The following is a 17,157-nucleotide window of genomic DNA, read 5'->3' on the forward strand; positions in this document are numbered from 1 at the left end:
CCAGCAAGTTCGTCGCCCTCAAGCCCGACATCAGGCAGCACCCTCCCAAGACCCCCGCCCCCCCCCACCCCCCCCCCCCCCCCCCCCCGGCCCCCCCCCCCCCCCCCCCGGGGCGCCCCCCCCCCCCCCCCCCCCCCCCCCCCCCCCCCCCCCCCCGGGGCCCTCAAGGGCATGCAAGGCAATCCCCCGTCGGCCCGGCGGCGCCTGGTACGCCCTCAGACGACGGCCAGCACCGGCCCGGCCAGGAGCGCCCCGCCGAAGGCCGTCAGCGCGGCGCCCGTGCCGAGCGTGACCGCCCGAACGGCCCGCGGCCTGCGCAGCCACCTGCCGAGGCGGTCCACGAGCAGGGCGACCACCTGGAACCACACCAGCGCGATCGCGAGCACGATCAGGGCGAGCAACAGCGTCCTGGGCAGCACGGGAGCGCCCGCGGGCACGAACTGCGGCAGCACGCTGAGGAAGGTCAGGGACGCCTTCGGGTTGAGGGCGTTGGTGACGAAGCCCTGCCGCAGCGGTCGCGCGGTGGGGTCCTCCCGCGTGTCGGCCACGTCGGTGTGCCGCTGCCGCAGCGTCTGCACGCCCAGGTACAGCACATAGGCGCCGCCCACCACCTGGAGCGCCCGGAACAGCGCCGGTACGGCGGCCAGCACCGCCGCGACCCCGACCACCGCAAGCGTCACATGGACCAGCAGCCCCGCCCCGATCCCCAGCGCGCAGGCGATGCCCGCCCGGCGGGAGACGAGGGCGTTGCGTACGACGACGGTGAAGTCGGCCCCGGGCATGGCGACCAGGCCGGCGGAGACCCCGGTGAAGGCGATGAGCGATGCGTCCATGCGGCCAGAGTGCCGCGCGAAGGCCTTCAGCAGGTATGTCGAATATTCTGGGAGACCCTAAAGCATCCCTTAAGGCTCTCTGGAGAATCGCATGTACGACCCGACCCGCCTCGCCGCCCTGGTGGCGGTCGCGGAGGCGGGTTCGATCACCCGGGCGGCCGAGCGGCTCGGCTACACCACTCCGGCGCTCTCCCAGCAACTGGCCAAGCTGGAGCGCGAGGCGGGCACCGCCCTTCTGGTACGGCACCACCGCGGGGCACGGCTGACGGGGGCCGGCGAACTGCTGGTGGCCCGGGCGCGGCGGGTGCTCGACGAACTGGAGCGGGCCCGGCACGAACTGGCCCGGCTGACCGGTCTCTCGGGTGGCACGCTCCGGCTCGGCACGTTCCAGACCGCCGGCATCCATCTGCTGCCACCGGTCCTCAGCGCTTTCCGCCGGGCGCATCCGGACGTGGAGCTGACCGTCGCCGACTACGAACCGTCGGCCGGTGTCGCCGCCGTTGCGGCCGGAGAGGTCGATCTGGCGCTGACCCACGCGTACCAGCGCGGTGCCCCGGCCCCGCTCCCGTCCTCCGTCGGTATCGAGCCGATCCTCGTCGAGGAGCTGGTCCTGGTGTCCGCCCCGGGCCACGCCCTCACCAGCGGCACCGCCCGGCTGCCACTGACCGAACTCGCCGGCCAGCCCCTGATCAGCATGGCGCCGGACGCCCCGGCCCGACGCGACGTCGAGGCAGCCCTGGCCCGGTCAGGGGCCACACCCTCGGTCCTGGTCCCTACCCCCGGCTACCTCCTGGTGTGCGCGCTGGCCAGTGCGGGACTCGGGGTCGCGGTGGTACCGGAGATGGTGGCGCGGACGTCGGTGACGCCGGTGGGGGTGCGGGCGCTGGAAGGTGGAGAGCTGCGCCGTACGATCTCGGTCGCCTTCCGCTCCGACGAGACGGCCCCCGCGGCGGACGCCTTCCGAGCGCTGCTACGGGGCACTTTCAGCCGGGCCCAGCAGCAGGCCTGAGCGCGGCCGGCCAAGTCCACTCCGGTTCGGCAACGCCCTCAAGAGGCGCGGGGCTGTATCGATATGCGGCTCCGCCGCGATGGGGGTCCCCCCTGTTCGAGCGAAGTCGAGAAACTTGGGGGAGCGACCAGCCACGACGGCGCCGCAGACGAAAGACGACCCATCACGGCGCTTCCCGCGGAGCGCTCGCCGCCGGAACGGTCCACGGCAACTCGATGGACACGGTCTTGCCGCCGTCCCGCGTCGGCCGCACCCTCAGCCTGCCGCCGTACTCCGCGGTCAGCCAGCGGATGATCACCAGGCCGCGCCCGTTGTCCTGCTGGACGGCGGCCGGCAGCCGCCGGGGCAGCCGCGGGTGACTGTCGGTCACCCCGATGCGCAGTGTCTCGTCACGGTCGAGCTCGATGTCCACCCGGAAGGTGGGTGACTGCCCCAGGGTGTGCTGTACGGCGTTGGTGGTGAGTTCGGACACGATCAGCCGGACGGTCTCGGCTTCCTCGGTGTCCGGCGGAAGGCCCCACTCCGCGAGGGTGGAGACCACGTAGGCCCGGGCCGCGGAGACCGAGGCGGGATCGCTCGGCAGAGTGACGGATGCTTCCAGGTGATCTGCCATGGCGACGTCGTCCCTTTCCCACGGGACCGCAGTCCGACACGGAGCGGATGGTTCGAGTACGGTCCCGGACTGGTGCTTCGTCGCCAGACTGCCATTACCGCGCCCGTCAGGGGTGGCGATCCACCAAGATATGCATATATCTGTCGCTCGAAGCGGTGAACTCTGCGACGGCAGACCGTATTTGGGCGGCTCGGTTGGAGTAAGGAGTTCTCCATGCAGCACGGTCCCGCGGTGCGCCGCCGGAAACTGGGCGCGGAACTGCGCGCGTTGCGCACCGGAGCGGGGCTCACCAGTGGTGAGGCGGCCCGGCTGGTGGGCTGGCACCAGTCCAAGGTGAGCCGGATCGAAACCGGCGCCAGCGGGGTGAAGCCGGCCGATGTGCGGTTACTGCTCGACGCGTACGGCGTACGGGACGCCCAACTACGGGAGCTGCTGCTGGTGTTGGCGGGCTCCGACGAGGGGGGCGGCCGGCATCACTGGTGGCACGCCTACCGCGGAGTGCTGCCGCCGACGTACCGGGATTTCATCAGCCTGGAGTCCCAGGCGAGCGCGATGCGCACGCTGGAGACCTCCGTGGTGCCCGGGCTGCTGCAGACGCCGGAGTACGCCCGGGCGGTGACCCGGGCCGCGGTGAGCGGACTCGCCGACGAGGCCGACTCCGCCGACGAACGGCTCGACGCGCTGGTCGCGGTCCGGCTGGCCAGGCAGGACGTGCTGCACGCCGATCCGCCGCTGAAACTGAGCGCGGTGCTCGACGAGGCGGTGCTGCGCCGGGAGATCGGCGGGCCGGAGGTGATGGCACGGCAGCTGGGGCGGCTGGTGGAGGCGGCGCGGTTGCCCCAAGTCCGGTTGCAGATCCTGCCGTTCAAGGCCGGGGAGCATATCGGCATCACCGGGCCTTTCGTTATCTTCTCATTTTCGAGCACTTCTGATCTGGATGTGGTTGTTCTCGACCACTTGACGAGTAGCCTCTACCTCGAACGGAAAGAAGACCTCCAGGCCTACACGGAGGCCTTCAACGCCCTTCGGATCCACGCCCTTTCGCCCGAGGAATCGCTGGATTACATCGCCGCGCTAGCCGGCGGCGCGTAAGGAGGCACCATGACCGCACTGCCTCGGAACGTCACCCCAAGTACCGAACTGATCGGTGCGCGATGGCTGCGCAGCAGCTACAGCACCGGAGCGAACAACTGCGTCGAGACGGCACGGACGCACTCCGGTCCCTGGACCGGACTGCTCGCCGTGCGCGACTCCAAGGACCCGGCCGGACCCGCGCTGCTCTTCTCCCCCGAGAGCTGGGCGGGTTTCACTGCCGCGTTCCAGTCCTGACAGCCCAGACACTCCTGGACTGTTCCGGCGGTTGACTGCCCTGGCGGTTGACTGCCCCGGCGGTCCCGAGAGTCCCAGCAGATCCGAATTCTGATCAGGATCGATCGGATCCGATCGGTTCCGTTTGTTGTGTTGGCACGGCCGTGTCACGCCGACTCATGGTCGTGTCTCGCGGATCACTCGTACAGCGCGTTCGATCTGCCCCTCGGAGAGGTCCGCGCGGGCGGTCAGCCTCAGCCGTGAGATGCCGTCGGGGACGGAAGGAGGACGGAAGCAGCCCACGGCGAGGCCCGCCGCCCGGCACTCGGCCGCCCAGGCCACGGCCCCCTCCGGGGACGGCGCGCGCACGGAGACGACCGCGGCGTCCGGACGTACCGCCTCCAGACCCGCGTCGGTCAGGCGTGCGTGGAGTTCGCGTGCCACCGTGCGCGCCCGCGCCGCCCGCTCCGGCTCCCGCCGCAGCAGTCTCAGTGCCGCCAGGGCCGCGCCCGCAGACGCCGGGGCGAGGCCCGTGTCGAAGATGAACGTCCGGGCCGCGTTGACCAGGTGCTCGATCACCCGGGCGGGCCCCAGGACGGCGCCGCCCTGACTGCTCAGCGACTTCGACAGCGTGACGGTCACGACGACGTCGCCCGCGCCCGCGAGCCCCGCCGCGTGCGGGGCGCCGCGACCGCCGTCGCCCAGGACGCCCAGCCCGTGCGCGTCGTCGACGACCAGCCCGGCTCCGTGTTCCCGGCACGCCTCGGCGAGCCCGGCCAGCGGGGCCGCGTCGCCGTCGACCGAGAAGACGGTGTCGGACACGACGACCGCGCAGCCGTCGTGCGTCCGGAGCGCCTTGCGCACCGCGTCCGGCTCGGCGTGCGCGACGACCTGGGTCGTGCCCCGGGCCAGCCGGCAGCCGTCGATCAGCGAGGCGTGGTTGCCCGCGTCCGACACGATCAGCGAACCGTGCGGCGCCAGCGCGGTGACCGCCGCGAGGTTGGCCGCGTAGCCGGAGGAGAAGACCAGCGCCGCCTCGAAGCCGCAGAAGTCGGCCAGCTCTCGTTCCAGCTCGGTGTGCAGTTCGGTCGTGCCCGTGACGAGCCGGGAACCGGTGGCGCCGCCGCCCCACGTCCGCGCGGCCCGCGCCGCGCCCTCGGTGACCTCGGGGTGGCGGGCCAGGCCCAGGTAGTCGTTGCTCGCGAGGTCCAGGAGCGGCGAGTCGGCGGGGCGGGGGCGCAGGGTCCGTACGAGTCCGGCGCGGCGGCGCAGTTCCGCCTGTTCGTCGATCCAGCCGAACGCCATGACTCCTCCGGGCTTTTGTAGGCAGTGCACAGACACTAGCCGCACGATCGACGGCGTACGGTGTGGCAATACCCACACATCGAATCGACAGGGTTGTGCAAAGTCTCCTTGGCTGGGGACCACTCCGTACGTCAGGATCAGCTCCCATGGACCTGCTGAACACGCTGGTGGACAAGGGGCTTCGGCGCGAGCTGCCGACCCGCGAGGAAGCACTGGCCGTCCTCGCCACTTCCGACGACGACCTGCTCGATGTGGTGGCCGCGGCCGGCAAGGTGCGCCGGCACTGGTTCGGCCGACGGGTGAAACTCAACTACCTCGTCAACCTGAAGTCGGGCCTGTGCCCCGAGGACTGCTCCTACTGTTCCCAGCGGCTGGGTTCCGAGGCCGGCATCCTGAAGTACACCTGGCTCAAGCCGGACGAGGCCTCCAAGGCGGCGGCCGCCGGGTTGGCGGGTGGCGCCAAGCGGGTGTGTCTGGTGGCGTCCGGGCGCGGCCCGACCGACCGTGACGTCGACCGTGTCTCCGACACCATCAAGGCGATCAAGGACCAGAACGAGGGCGTCGAGGTGTGCGCCTGCCTCGGTCTGCTCTCCGACGGCCAGGCCGAGCGGCTGCGCGAGGCGGGCGCGGACGCGTACAACCACAACCTCAACACCTCCGAGGGCACCTACGCGGAGATCACGACCACGCACACCTACGCCGACCGCGTCGACACCGTGCAGAAGGCCCACGCGGCCGGTCTGTCCGCCTGCTCCGGCCTCATCGCGGGCATGGGCGAGAGCGACGAGGACCTGGTCGACGTCGTCTACTCGCTGCGCGAGCTGGACCCGGACTCGGTGCCGGTCAACTTCCTGATCCCGTTCGAGGGCACGCCGCTGGCCAAGGAGTGGAACCTCACCCCGCAGCGCTGTCTGCGCATCCTGGCGATGGTCCGCTTCGTGTGCCCCGATGTCGAGGTGCGCATCGCGGGCGGCCGCGAGGTCCATCTGCGCACGATGCAGCCGCTCGCCCTGCACCTGGCCAACTCGATCTTCCTCGGCGACTACCTCACCAGCGAGGGCCAGGCGGGCAAGGCCGACCTGGAGATGATCGCGGACGCCGGGTTCGAGGTGGAGGGCACCGACCAGGTGACGCTCCCGGAGCACCGGGCGGCGACGACTGGGGGCGGGTGCGGCTCGCACGAGAGCGCGGGTTGCGGGTCCCACGAGGGCGCGGGCTGCGGATCGCACGAGAGTGCCGGGTGCGGGTCGCACACGGAGGGCGGTGTCTGCGGTACGGCCGCTGCCGGCACGCCGGCCAACGAGCCGCGCACCGACCTGGTCGCCGTACGCCGCCGGGGCGCCGGAACGGACCTCGCGCCCAATGCCTGACGCGCACGGCCCGAACCCTACGCCTGCCGCGCCCGGCCCGTCCGATCTGAGCGTGCCCGAGCTGCTGGAGCTCGACCGGCGGCACGTCTGGCATCCGTACGGCCCCATGCCGGGCCGCGTCGAGCCGCTCGTCGTGGAGTCGGCGAGCGGGGTGCGGCTGCGGATGGCGGACGGCTCGGGCGAGTTGGTCGACGGCATGTCGTCCTGGTGGTCGGCCATCCACGGCTACAACCACCCGGTGCTCAACGAGGCCGCGCGCGGGCAGCTGTCGCGCATGAGCCACGTCATGTTCGGCGGGCTCACGCACGAGCCCGCCGTACGGCTGGCGAAGCTCCTTGTCGACATGTCGCCCGATGGCTTGGAGCACGTCTTCCTCGCCGACTCCGGGTCGGTGTCGGTCGAGGTCGCGGTCAAGATGTGCCTGCAGTACTGGCGTTCGCTGGGCCGCCCCGGCAAGCAGCGGCTGCTGACCTGGCGGGGCGGCTACCACGGCGACACCTGGCAGCCGATGTCGGTGTGCGATCCCGAGGGCGGGATGCACGAGCTGTGGACCGGCGTCCTCCAGCGCCAGGTGTTCGCGGACCCGCCGCCCGCCGAGTACGAGGAGTCGTACGCCGACCGTCTGCGGTCGCTGATCGGGCGGCACGCGCACGAACTGGCGGCGGTGATCGTCGAGCCGGTCGTGCAGGGCGCGGGCGGGATGCGGTTCCACTCCCCCGCGTATCTGAGGGTGCTGCGGGAAGCGTGCGACGCGCACGACGTGCTGCTCGTGTTCGACGAGATCGCGACCGGATTCGGGCGCACGGGCGCGCTGTTCGCGGCGGAGCACGCGGCGGTGACGCCCGATGTGATGTGCCTGGGCAAGGCGCTGACCGGCGGCTATATGACGATGGCCGCGACCTTGTGCACGTCCCGCGTGGCCGACGGCATCTCGCGGGGCGAGGTGCCGGTGCTCGCTCACGGCCCGACCTTCATGGGCAATCCGCTGGCGGCCGCGGTCGCCTGCGCCTCGATCGAGCTGCTGCTCGGGCAGGACTGGCTCGCCGAGGTCAAGCGGGTCGAGGCCGGGCTGCGGGAGGGGCTGGCGCCCGCGGTGGACATTCCGGGTGTGAAGGACGTACGGGTCCTCGGGGCCATCGGGGTGGTGCAGTTGGACCACCCGGTGGACATGCGGGCGGCGACGGCGGCCGCCGTACGCGAGGGCGTGTGGCTGCGGCCGTTCCGCGACCTCGTCTACACGATGCCGCCGTACGTCACGGGCGCCGCGGACATCGCACGGATCGCCCGCGCGGTGTGCGCGGCGGCGCGGGAGGGCTGACATGCCGGTACTGGTGATCACGGGCACGGGCACGGAGGTCGGCAAGACGGTCACGACCGCCGCGGTCGCCGCGGCGGCGGTGGCGGCGGGGCGCTCGGTGGCGGTGCTGAAGGCCGCGCAGACGGGCGTACGGCCGGACGAGCGCGGGGACGCGGACGAGGTGGCGCGGCTCGCGGGCGCGGTGACGACGGCCGAACTGGCCCGCTATCCGGACCCGTTGGCCCCGGCGACCGCCGCGCGCCGGGCCGGCCGGCAGGCGGTCCGGCCGCACGAGATCGCGGAGACGGCCGCCAAGCTGGCCACCGGGCACGATCTGGTGCTGGTGGAGGGGGCGGGCGGTCTGCTCGTCCGCTTCGACGAGGCCGGCGGCACACTCGCGGACGCGGCCGAGCTGATGGCCGCGCCGGTCCTGGTGGTGGCGTCGGCGGGGCTGGGCACCCTGAACACCACGGAGCTGACGGCGCGTGAACTGCGCGGCCGGGGGCTGGATCTGCTGGGCGTGGTGATCGGCAGCTGGCCCGAGTCACCGGATCTGGCGTCGCGTTGCAATGTGGCGGATCTGCCGGAGGTGGCGGAGGCACCGCTGCTGGGGGCGGTGCCGGCGGGATCCGGGGCGCTGGCGCCCGCCGACTTCCGTGCGGCGGCGCCGGGTTGGCTGGCGCCGCGACTTTTCGGGACGTGGGACGCGGAGGCGTTCCGGGGGCGGGAGACGCCCTGAGGGGTGCTTGTCAGACCCTCGTGCCATCCTCTGATCATGGCCAACGCTGACACGGTCGACGACCGGCATGACGATCGCGAGGGGCCTCCCACCCCCGCCGAGTGGGACGACCTGATCGCCGATTGGGACGAGATCCGGGAGGGTTACCACCTCGGCGACGCGACGCGCGCGGTACTGGAATGCGCGAGGAAGGTCGAGGCGAGTGTGGCGGCCGACGCTCCGGACACCGCTGCGTGGACCCTCGGTCTTGTACTGACCGGGCCCCACGTGATCTACGGGCGTCCGGACGCGGCGGCCGAGGCGCGCCTGCTGCAGGCGTTGGGCGCGGTCGAGCGTGCTCTGGGCCGGACGCCTTGTGCCCACGAGGAGCATCCGTATGAGGACCTGCCGCTCGATGACGAGCCGGCCGACCTTCGACTCGCGCTGGAGGCGCTGGTCTTCCCGGAGCGGGGCGACCCCCAGGAGGCGGAGATCTGGGCCTGTCCGCGGAATCTCGCCGGACTGGCCCGCGTCTTTTTCGACGAATGGGCACCGTCGGGCTCCTAGGTCGTGTCCGCAAAGTCCCGTCGTCCGCCCGGAGGGCGGGCGGGACTTTGCGGACACGGCCTAGCCGGCCTCGCTCTCGGCGATGAGGCGCACCAGTTCGATGCGGGAGCGGATTCCCAGGCGGGTGAAGACGCCTCGCAGATGGTGGTCGATCGTGCGCGGGCTGAGGGCGAGGCGGGCGGCGATCTCGCGGTTGGTGGCGCCCTCGGCTGCCATGCGGGCGACCAGGAGTTGCTGGGCCGTGAGGCGGGCGGTGAGGGTCTCGGGGCCGGGCTGTGCGGGGGCGGCCGGGGTGCCCAGGGCACGGAGTTCGGTGCGGGCCTGGGCCGCGCAGTGCGGGGCGCCGAAGGAGTCGAAGGCCTCCAGGGCGCTGTGCAGGCGGTCGCGGGCCTCCGTACGGCGGCGCAGTCGGCGCAGTGCGCTGCCGAACAGCAGCTCGGTGCGGGCTCGTTCGAAGTCGCGCGTGCCGTGGGAGTGCAGATCGAGGGCCGTGCGGTAGTGGTCCACCGCCTCCGCGCCGGGCGCGAGCAGGGCGCGGCAGCGGGCGCTCAGGGCCAGGTCGTCGGGGCTGCGTACGGTGCTCGCCCACCGGTGGTAGTCGGCGTGCGCGACACGGGCGACGCGGGTGTCGCCGGTCCGGACGGCGGCCTCCACGTAGTGCGGGGTGGCCAGATGGCGGATGGCCCGGTGGCCGTGACCGGGGCCGAACCCGGCGAGGGCGCGCAGCCGGGCGGCCGCGGCGGCGAAGCGGCCACTGCCCAGGTCGAGGAAGGCGAGCGCCCACTGGGCCAGGGCGGCAGGCAGGCCCAGGCCGTGGGCGAGGGCGTACGACCGTGCGGTCGCGGCGCGTTCGCGGCAGACCTCGGCGTCTGCGGTGAGCGCCGCGAACATGGCGAGGGCGGCTTGCAGATGACAGGCGCCGTTGTCCTGACCGGTGGCCTGAGCCTGCCAGAGCGCGTCGGCCGCGGCGGCCTCGCCGGCCCGGGGGCGCCCGGTCCAGAAGTCGGCGTACGCGCGGAACTCCATGGCCTGCGGCACGGTCACGGGTGTGCCCTGCGCCCTTGCGGCGGCGGCCGCGCGGACGGTCGCGGTGGCCGCGCGGGTGTGGTCGCCGAGGAGCAGCGCGGCGATCCCGGCGTGGATCAGGACGGTCGGGTCACCCCCCGGACCGCACCGACCGGCAGCCGCCTTCAGCAGGTCCCGCGCGTCCTCGTAGCGCCCGTCGAAAGCCGCCACGAGCCCGGTCAACGTCCCGGGCGCCACCACACCGTGCCGATCGGCGACCCGCGCCGCCTCACGCAGTCGGCGTATGTCCCCCGTGTAGATGGCGGCTTCGGTGGCCCGGGCGAGGAGGTGGGCCGCCCCCGGCGGATCCACGCCCCTCGCCCCCGCCGGCACCACCCCCATCAGCAGTGCGTCGAACGCCTCCGTCGCGTTCCCCGCCCGAAGGGCCAGCACCCCGCTCAACGCGTCGTCGGAGACGGTGGCCGCCAGCCTGCGGGCGCGGTCCCCGTCGCCCGACCGCCACGCGTACCCGGCGGCCCGGGCCAGCAGGCGGCTCCGCCCGGACGGGTCGGGGTTCAGCGCCGCGGCCCGTTCGGCGAGCGCCCGCGCCACCGGCAGCCGCCCCGCGTCCCCCGCCCTGCCCGCGGCGGCGCCGAGTTCCGCCGCCAGCCGTGCGCTGGGGCCGACTGCCCCCGCACCCCGGTGCCAGGAACGCCCAGGCATCTCGTCCTCGCCGCGCAGTACACGCGCCAGCAGGCGGTGCACATCGCGGCGGTCGGCCGGGGAGCCCGTCTCGTAGGCCGCGATCCGCGTCCACGCGTCGCGGAACACCACCCCGCCCGCTCCCGCGTGCGCGATCCCGGCCGCCTCGGCGGCGTCCAGGAGCCGGGTGTCGAGGCGGGCGGCCATGACGGCGCGCGGGAAGGCGTCGGTGGGGACGGGGTACTGGTCGGCCGCGGCGAGGAGCAGCAGGAGGCGGGTGTCGTCCGGCAACGCCCTGATCTCCGCCCGGCGTTCCCGCAGCAGCGACGGGGCCAGTTCGGCCGGGTCGGTGGGCAGCGGCTGGACGCCGGTCGCCTGGCGGTCGGTCAGGCGCGCGGCCAGTTCGGCGGCGGCGCGCGGATCGCCGTGCACGGCACGCAGCACCCGTACCCGGACGCCTTCCGGAAGGGCGGCGGCCTGCTGTCGCCAGTCGCCCGTGAGCCGCGGTGGCGAAGTGCGGTCGAGGGGCTGGGGGTTCACCGGAGTCACCACACAAATGACGTTACTGGCGAGTTAATTGAACCGTAAAGACCGGCGATTTCGCCGATGCGGCGCGCGTAGACCCGGCTCGACACTCCTGACAACCCCACACGTTTCAGGAGGCATCATGCAGCGCACCACGCGTCGCATCGCCACGGCCGTCTCGGCCCTGGCCACCTCGCTCCTTCTGTCACTGTCCCTCTCCCCCACACCCGCGCACGCCGCCACTCACGACCCCGTCGTCTTCGTGCACGGACTCAGCAGTTCGGCGAGCAGCTGGGACGACTGGATCGGCTACTTCCAGGCCGACGGCTACAGTTCCTCCGAACTGGACGCCTTCTCGTACGACTGGACCCAGTCGAACGCGACGACGGCCCAGCAGCTCTCGACCGAGATCAGGAACGTCCTCGCCCGGACCGGCGCCTCGAAGGTCGACGTGGTCGTCCACTCCATGGGCGCCCTCAGCTCCCGCTACTACCTCAAGAACCTCGGCGGGACGTCGTACGTGGACGACTTCGTCTCGACGGCCGGCGTGAACCACGGCACGTCCACCGCCTCGTGGTGCGCGTGGCTGTACACCTCCTGCGCGGAGATGAACACCGGCAGCTCGTTCCTGACCGCCCTGAACTCGGGAGACGAGACCCCGGGCAGCGTGTCGTACGCCAGTTACTGGTCGAACTGCGACGACGCGCTCACCCCTGACACCACCGCGATCCTCAGCGGCGCGACGAACGTCGAGGTCGGCTGCGTCTCGCACACCGACATGAACAACGACCACGGCGTGTACGAGCAGGTCCGGGACTTCATCGGCTGAGTCGGGGCGGCAGGAGAGGCAACGCGACAGCGGGGGGGTGCGTCGGCGCCTTACGGGGGACAATCGGGAGTGAGTCCCATCCCGCCCGGGAGGTCCCCATGGCCCTGCGGTCCGCCGGCTCCGGCAAGGTGTCACGGGATGCCGTGCACCACCCGCTGTTCGCCCGTTTCTACGCCCGGATCAGTGTCAACGCCGAGACGAAGGCGGGGATGGGCGGTGTACGTGACCGGCTGCTGGCCGGGCTGTCCGGCCGGGTGATCGAGATCGGCGCGGGCAACGGACTGAACTTCGCCCACTATCCGAGCGCGGTCTCGGAGGTCGTCGCCATCGAACCGGAGCGCCTGCTGCGGCAGTTGGCGGTGGAGTCCGCGCTGCGGGCCGGGGTGCCCGTGGACGTCGTGCCGGGCGCGGCGGAGGCGCTGCCGGTCAAGAGCGAGGCCTTCGACGCCGTGGTGCTCTCGCTGGTGCTGTGCAGCGTGCGGGACGTGCCGCGGGCGCTCGGTGAGGTACGGCGGGTGCTGCGGCCGGGCGGTGTCGTGCGGTTCTTCGAGCACGGCCGGGGCGGCGGGCCCGCGATGCACTTCACGCAGCGCGCGCTGGACCGGACCGTGTGGCCGTTGGTCAGCGGCGGCTGCCATCTCTCCCGCGAGCCGGTCGCCGCGCTGCGGGCGGCCGGGTTCGAGCTCGGCCCCTACCGGCGGGTGATGATGCCGGAGAAGGGGCCGGCGCTCCCGTCGTCGTACTGCGTGCTGGGCACGGCCTGGCGGCCCCGGATCAGCGAGTGATCAGAGTGTGGTCAGTGGTGCTCACAGGCTCCACTGCCGCAGTTCCCGCGCGATGTCGTGCACCGAGGCCTCACCGCTGCGCACCAGCAGGGCCAGGTCACGCACCCGCTCGGGCGAGGTGACGACCCTGATGCCGCTGGCGACGAGATAGGCGTAGGCGACGGCGGACGCGAACAGGGCGTTGGAGCGCTCCAGCGCGGGGATGTGGATGAGCAGTTGGAGCAGGGAGGCGGCTCGGGCGTGCGGGCTGTCGTAGACGGGGACGTCGAAGATCTCGGCCTGATGGCGTGCGACGGCGGCGACGAGAGCTCCCCAGTCGGTGACCTGGGGATCTCCCGGTGTCCTCTTCTCGGCGAGCATCAGGAGCCAGGCAAGGTCGATGTGCAGGTCGCTGTTGCTCAACGGATCAGTGGCGACCTTCGCGCGTACCCTCGCGGTCGGCACCGAACTCCTCCGCGAACACCGACTCGTACTGCTTCATGAAATCCGCGGCGGCCTCCACGAACGTCTGGCCGACCTCACCGGTGTCCTGTCTGACCAGTTCCTCGATGTACCGGTTGACGCTCATGCCTCGGGACAGGGCGCGTTCACGGGCGGCGCGGGCGGTGCCCTCGTCCACTCTCACGTTCAACTGGGTCTTCGCCATACCTCGAAGCTAGCGCGATGGTGCTAGCACAGCAAGGGTGCGACCGCACGGACAGAGCGTGCCCCTTACATCGATATCAGGGGCCCGACCTGGGACGGAGACCGACCGGGACCTTCGGCGGATACCGGGTGTGCGGTGGATCACATTACGCTCGGCGGGGACGAGGTGTCCGTTACGTCCGCGAGGAGGCGGTCTTGCCCACAGCAGCTGCGGAGCACGCCCCGAACCCCGCGTCGGCCGACGGGATCGCGGCCCGCGCCCGCGGTCTGACCAAGGCGTACGGCTCGGGCGAGACGACCGTACTCGCCCTCGACGCGGTGGACGTGGACATCGCGCGCGGCCGGTTCACGGCGGTCATGGGGCCGTCGGGTTCCGGGAAGTCCACGCTGATGCACTGTCTCGCCGGCCTCGACAACGTCTCGGCGGGCCAGGTGTGGCTCGGCGACACCGAGATCACCGGGCTGCGGGATCGCGAGCTGACCCGGCTGCGCCGGGACCGGATCGGGTTCATGTTCCAGTCGTTCAACCTCATCCCGACCCTGAACGCGGCCGAGAACATCACCCTCCCGATGGACATCGCCGGCAAGAAGCCCGACGAGAAGTGGCTCGACCAGGTCATCGACACGCTGGGCCTGCGCGACCGGCTGCGGCACCGGCCCTCCCAGCTCTCCGGCGGCCAGCAGCAGCGCGTCGCCTGCGCCCGGGCGCTGGCCTCCCGGCCCGAGCTGATCTTCGCCGACGAGCCCACCGGCAACCTCGACTCGCGGGCCGGCCTGGAGGTGCTCGGCTTCCTTCGGGATGCCGTGGACCAGCTCGGCCAGACCGTCGTCATGGTCACCCACGACCCGGGCGCCGCCGCCCACTCCGACCTGGTGATCTTCCTGGGTGACGGGCGGATCGTGGACGAGATGGAGCGGCCGACGGCGGAGGCCGTACTCGAGCGCATGAAGCGGTTCGATGTGATCCGCAGCCGGTTCGAGGACGCCGGGCCCGCGCCGGGAGCGATACCCGCCGACGCTTCGCCACCCGCGCCCGAGTCACCCGAGAAGGGCTGACCCCGTGCTGAAGGCGACGCTCCGGAGCTTCCTCGCCCACAAGGGGCGGCTGCTGCTCTCCGCCCTCGCGGTGATTCTGTCCGTGGCGTTCGTCGCGGGCAGCCTGATCTTCTCCGACACCGTCAGCCGTACCTTCGACCGGCTCTTCGCCTCCACGGCCGCCGACGTCACCGTCACCCCGAGGGAGACCCTCGACGAGACGATCCCGTCGGGACAGACCCTGACCCTGCCGGCCGCACTCGCCGACCGCATCGCCCGGGTCGACGGCGTCTCGGCGGCCCGCGCGGACGTGGACGTGGACGGCATCACGGTCGCCGACGAGGACCGTGAGTCGGTGGGCCCGACCACCGGCGCCCCGACGATCGGCACCGCCTGGAACCCCACCGAGCGCAGCCCCGTCGAGCTCACCTCCGGCCACGCCCCGGAGGGCGACGGGCAGGTGCTGATCGACGCGGACACCGCCGACGGCAAGGACGTGCGGATCGGCGACCGGCTCACGGTCATCGGACAGGAGGGCTCCTTCCCGGTCGAGGTCGTCGGGATCGTCACCTTCACCACCACCAACCCCGGTGCCGCCCTGGTCTTCTTCGACACCGAGACCGCGCGGACGAAGCTGCTGGGCGACCCGCGGGGCGCCACCGGCATCTCGGTGGACGCGGCCGAGGGCGTCAGTGACGCGGAGCTCAAACGGCGTGTGGCGGCCGAGCTGAACACGGACGCCTACGAGCTGCGCACCGCCGAGGAGCAGGCCGAGTCGGACGTCGAGCAGCTGGGCGGCTTCCTCGACATCATCAAGTACGTGATGCTGGGATTCGCCGGCGTCGCCGTGCTGGTGGGCGTCTTCCTGATCGTCAACACGTTCTCCATGCTGATCGCCCAGCGCACCCGCGAGCTGGGCCTGCTGCGGGCGCTCGGCGCCGACCGGCGCCAGGTGCGGCGCTCGGTCCTCACCGAGGCTCTGCTGCTGGGACTGGTCGGCTCGACGCTGGGTCTCGCCGCCGGCATCGGGCTGGCCGTCGGCCTCATCGAGCTGATGGGCCTGATGGGCATGAACATCCGGGCCGACGAGATGGTCGTCGGGTGGGTGACCCCGTTCACCGCGTACGTCGTCGGCCTCGGCGTCACCTTCGTCGCGGCCTACCTGCCCGCCCGGCGCGCGGCCGGTGTGTCACCGATGGCCGCACTCGCCGACGCGGAGATCGCCGACATCGGACGGCCGCTGCGGATGCGCGCGGTCGCGGGCTCGGTGGTCGGGGCGGCCGGCGTGGCGGCGCTGGTGGGCTGTGCCGTGTCGTCGCAGACGTCGTCGGCGGCTTCCCTGCTCGGTCTCGGCGTCCTGCTGACCCTCATCGCGACCGTGATCGCGGGACCGCTGCTGGTACGGCCCGTGATCCGGGTGCTCGGCGGGGCCTTCCCCGCGCTGTTCGGCTCCATCGGCCGGATGAGCCAGCGCAACGCCCTGCGCAACCCGCGCCGGACCGGGGCCACGGCGGCCGCGCTCATGGTGGGCCTCGCGCTGGTCGGCGGGATGTCGGTGGCGAGCGCCTCGATGACCAGGTCGTTCGACGAGCAGATCGACAAAACGCTCGGCGCCGACTTCGTGGTGCAGAACGGCAACTTCGTGCCCTTCCCCCGGGAGGTCACCGACCGGATCGCCGGTACCGAGGGCGTGGGGCTGGTCGTGCGCTCGCAGTTCACGACGATCGCGGTACGCCTCCCGGACGGCGACCGCGTGAAGACGACCGCCGCCGCCTATGAACCGGAGCTCGACCAGGTCGCGAACATCACCTACGCCCAGGGCGATTCCGCGGCCGCGCTCGCGGACGGGCACCTCGCCATGGACAAGGACTTCGCCGAGGACCACGGCGTACGCGTCGGCGACACGCTCCCCGTCGAGTTCCGGGGCGACCGGCGGGCCGAGCTGACGGTGGGCGCACTCACCGACCAGGAGTCCGCGGACGGGTTCGGCAGCCAGGGCGGGATCTACTTCGGCCTGGCCACGCTGGAGAAGTACGCGCCGGGCGGGCAGGACGCGGCCGTGTACGTCAACGCCGCCTCCGGGACCGGCGACGACGACCTGCGCGCCGGCCTCGAGAAGACGCTCGACCCGTATCCGCAGGTACAGGTCCGGGACATCGCCGACTACAAGGACCTGGTGCACGACCAGATCGCCGTACTGCTGTACCTCGTCTACGCCCTCCTCGGGCTCGCGATCATCATCGCGGTGCTGGGCGTGGTCAACACCCTCGCCCTGTCGGTCGTCGAGCGCACCCGGGAGATCGGGCTGCTCAGGGCCATCGGGCTGGCCCGGCGGCAGCTGCGGCGGATGATCCGGCTGGAGTCGGTGGTGATCGCCGTGTTCGGCGCCGTCCTGGGACTTGCGCTGGGGCTGGTGTGGGGCGTGTGCACCCAGCAGGTGCTGGCACTGCAGGGCATGACGGCGCTGGCGATCCCCTGGGGCACGATCGTCGCCGTGGTGATCGGTTCGGCCGTGGTGGGCGTCGTGGCGGCGCTGCTGCCGGCGTTGCGTGCATCGCGCATGAATGTGCTGGCGGCCATCGCACACGAGTGATGGAATCGCGGCAGGCAC

17 protein-coding genes are annotated in these 17,157 nt (G+C 72.3%); 11 read left to right on the plus strand and 6 right to left on the minus strand.

The features are described 5' to 3' along the window. Positions 1 to 215: 215 nt before the first annotated feature. The gene (locus ACIBAG_RS38645) at positions 216 to 833 is read right to left on the minus strand and encodes a LysE family translocator (RefSeq protein WP_399111931.1); all 618 of its coding nucleotides are present in this window, start codon (positions 831 to 833) and stop codon (positions 216 to 218) included. 91 nt (positions 834 to 924) lie between these two features. On the opposite strand from ACIBAG_RS38645, the gene ACIBAG_RS38650 reads away from it, so the two are divergent. Then, positions 925 to 1,842: a LysR family transcriptional regulator gene (locus ACIBAG_RS38650; RefSeq protein ID WP_399111932.1), complete on the plus strand. Its 918-nt coding sequence runs from the start codon at positions 925 to 927 to the stop codon at positions 1,840 to 1,842. A 163-nt stretch (positions 1,843 to 2,005) separates the two neighbouring features. Here the strand turns inward: ACIBAG_RS38650 and ACIBAG_RS38655 are convergent, their stop codons facing one another. Continuing rightward, on the minus strand, positions 2,006 to 2,455 hold the full coding sequence (locus ACIBAG_RS38655; RefSeq protein WP_399111934.1) for an ATP-binding protein: 450 nt from the start codon (positions 2,453 to 2,455) through the stop codon (positions 2,006 to 2,008). 213 nt (positions 2,456 to 2,668) lie between these two features. On the opposite strand from ACIBAG_RS38655, the gene ACIBAG_RS38660 reads away from it, so the two are divergent. Together ACIBAG_RS38660 and ACIBAG_RS38665 are read left to right on the plus strand one after the other, a co-directional pair. Further along, positions 2,669 to 3,547 (plus strand): helix-turn-helix domain-containing protein, encoded by an 879-nt coding sequence (locus tag ACIBAG_RS38660; protein WP_399111936.1) that lies wholly within the window; start codon positions 2,669 to 2,671, stop codon positions 3,545 to 3,547. Positions 3,548 to 3,556: 9 nt separating this feature from the next. After that, positions 3,557 to 3,784 carry a DUF397 domain-containing protein gene (locus tag ACIBAG_RS38665; protein ID WP_399111938.1) on the plus strand — a complete coding sequence of 76 codons (228 nt, stop codon included), beginning with the start codon at positions 3,557 to 3,559 and terminating at the stop codon, positions 3,782 to 3,784. Positions 3,785 to 3,940: 156 nt separating this feature from the next. On the opposite strand, the gene ACIBAG_RS38670 is transcribed toward ACIBAG_RS38665, so the two are convergent. Beyond that, positions 3,941 to 5,068: an 8-amino-7-oxononanoate synthase gene (locus ACIBAG_RS38670; RefSeq protein WP_399111940.1), complete on the minus strand. Its 1,128-nt coding sequence runs from the start codon at positions 5,066 to 5,068 to the stop codon at positions 3,941 to 3,943. Positions 5,069 to 5,214: 146 nt separating this feature from the next. Between ACIBAG_RS38670 and bioB the strand changes: the two genes are divergently transcribed. Genes bioB through ACIBAG_RS38690 form a run of 4 tightly spaced genes read left to right on the plus strand, consistent with a single transcriptional unit; the run spans position 5,215 to position 9,020 of the window. After that, positions 5,215 to 6,438, plus strand: coding sequence for a biotin synthase BioB (gene bioB, locus ACIBAG_RS38675; RefSeq protein WP_399111941.1), 1,224 nt, complete (start codon positions 5,215 to 5,217; stop codon positions 6,436 to 6,438). Beyond that, on the plus strand, positions 6,431 to 7,756 hold the full coding sequence (locus tag ACIBAG_RS38680; protein ID WP_399111943.1) for an adenosylmethionine--8-amino-7-oxononanoate transaminase: 1,326 nt from the start codon (positions 6,431 to 6,433) through the stop codon (positions 7,754 to 7,756). Before bioB ends, ACIBAG_RS38680 begins: the two co-directional genes overlap by 8 nt. A 1-nt stretch (position 7,757) precedes the next feature. Then, positions 7,758 to 8,474, plus strand: a complete 717-nt coding sequence (gene bioD, locus ACIBAG_RS38685) for a dethiobiotin synthase (RefSeq protein ID WP_399111945.1) — start codon at positions 7,758 to 7,760, stop codon at positions 8,472 to 8,474. 36 nt (positions 8,475 to 8,510) lie between these two features. Further along, positions 8,511 to 9,020: a hypothetical protein gene (locus ACIBAG_RS38690; RefSeq protein ID WP_399111946.1), complete on the plus strand. Its 510-nt coding sequence runs from the start codon at positions 8,511 to 8,513 to the stop codon at positions 9,018 to 9,020. Positions 9,021 to 9,080: 60 nt separating this feature from the next. Here ACIBAG_RS38690 and ACIBAG_RS38695 read toward each other — a convergent pair whose 3' ends face one another. Further along, positions 9,081 to 11,279, minus strand: a complete 2,199-nt coding sequence (locus ACIBAG_RS38695; protein WP_399111948.1) for a LuxR C-terminal-related transcriptional regulator — start codon at positions 11,277 to 11,279, stop codon at positions 9,081 to 9,083. Positions 11,280 to 11,394: 115 nt separating this feature from the next. Here ACIBAG_RS38695 and ACIBAG_RS38700 point away from each other — a divergent pair, with 115 nt between their 5' ends. Both ACIBAG_RS38700 and ACIBAG_RS38705 read left to right on the plus strand, forming a co-directional pair. Then, a complete protein-coding gene (locus tag ACIBAG_RS38700) occupies positions 11,395 to 12,081 on the plus strand; it encodes an esterase/lipase family protein (RefSeq protein ID WP_399111950.1) in 687 nt (228 codons plus the stop codon). 98 nt (positions 12,082 to 12,179) lie between these two features. Further along, complete coding sequence (locus ACIBAG_RS38705; RefSeq protein ID WP_399111952.1) at positions 12,180 to 12,866, plus strand: class I SAM-dependent methyltransferase; 687 nt, start codon at positions 12,180 to 12,182, stop codon at positions 12,864 to 12,866. 21 nt (positions 12,867 to 12,887) lie between these two features. Here the strand turns inward: ACIBAG_RS38705 and ACIBAG_RS38710 are convergent, their stop codons facing one another. Beyond that, positions 12,888 to 13,226, minus strand: a complete 339-nt coding sequence (locus ACIBAG_RS38710; RefSeq protein WP_399112223.1) for a fic family toxin-antitoxin system, toxin component — start codon at positions 13,224 to 13,226, stop codon at positions 12,888 to 12,890. A gap of 46 nt (positions 13,227 to 13,272) precedes the next feature. Further along, positions 13,273 to 13,512, minus strand: a complete 240-nt coding sequence (locus tag ACIBAG_RS38715; RefSeq protein WP_399111953.1) for a toxin-antitoxin system HicB family antitoxin — start codon at positions 13,510 to 13,512, stop codon at positions 13,273 to 13,275. A 194-nt stretch (positions 13,513 to 13,706) separates the two neighbouring features. Between ACIBAG_RS38715 and ACIBAG_RS38720 the strand changes: the two genes are divergently transcribed. Continuing rightward, positions 13,707 to 14,567: an ABC transporter ATP-binding protein gene (locus ACIBAG_RS38720; protein ID WP_399111955.1), complete on the plus strand. Its 861-nt coding sequence runs from the start codon at positions 13,707 to 13,709 to the stop codon at positions 14,565 to 14,567. Positions 14,568 to 14,571: 4 nt separating this feature from the next. Then, a complete protein-coding gene (locus ACIBAG_RS38725) occupies positions 14,572 to 17,139 on the plus strand; it encodes an ABC transporter permease (protein ID WP_399111956.1) in 2,568 nt (855 codons plus the stop codon). Positions 17,140 to 17,157 lie beyond the last annotated feature (18 nt).

The sequence above is a fragment of the Streptomyces sp. NPDC051243 genome (assembly GCF_044455405.1).
GTDB lineage: Bacteria > Actinomycetota > Actinomycetes > Streptomycetales > Streptomycetaceae > Streptomyces.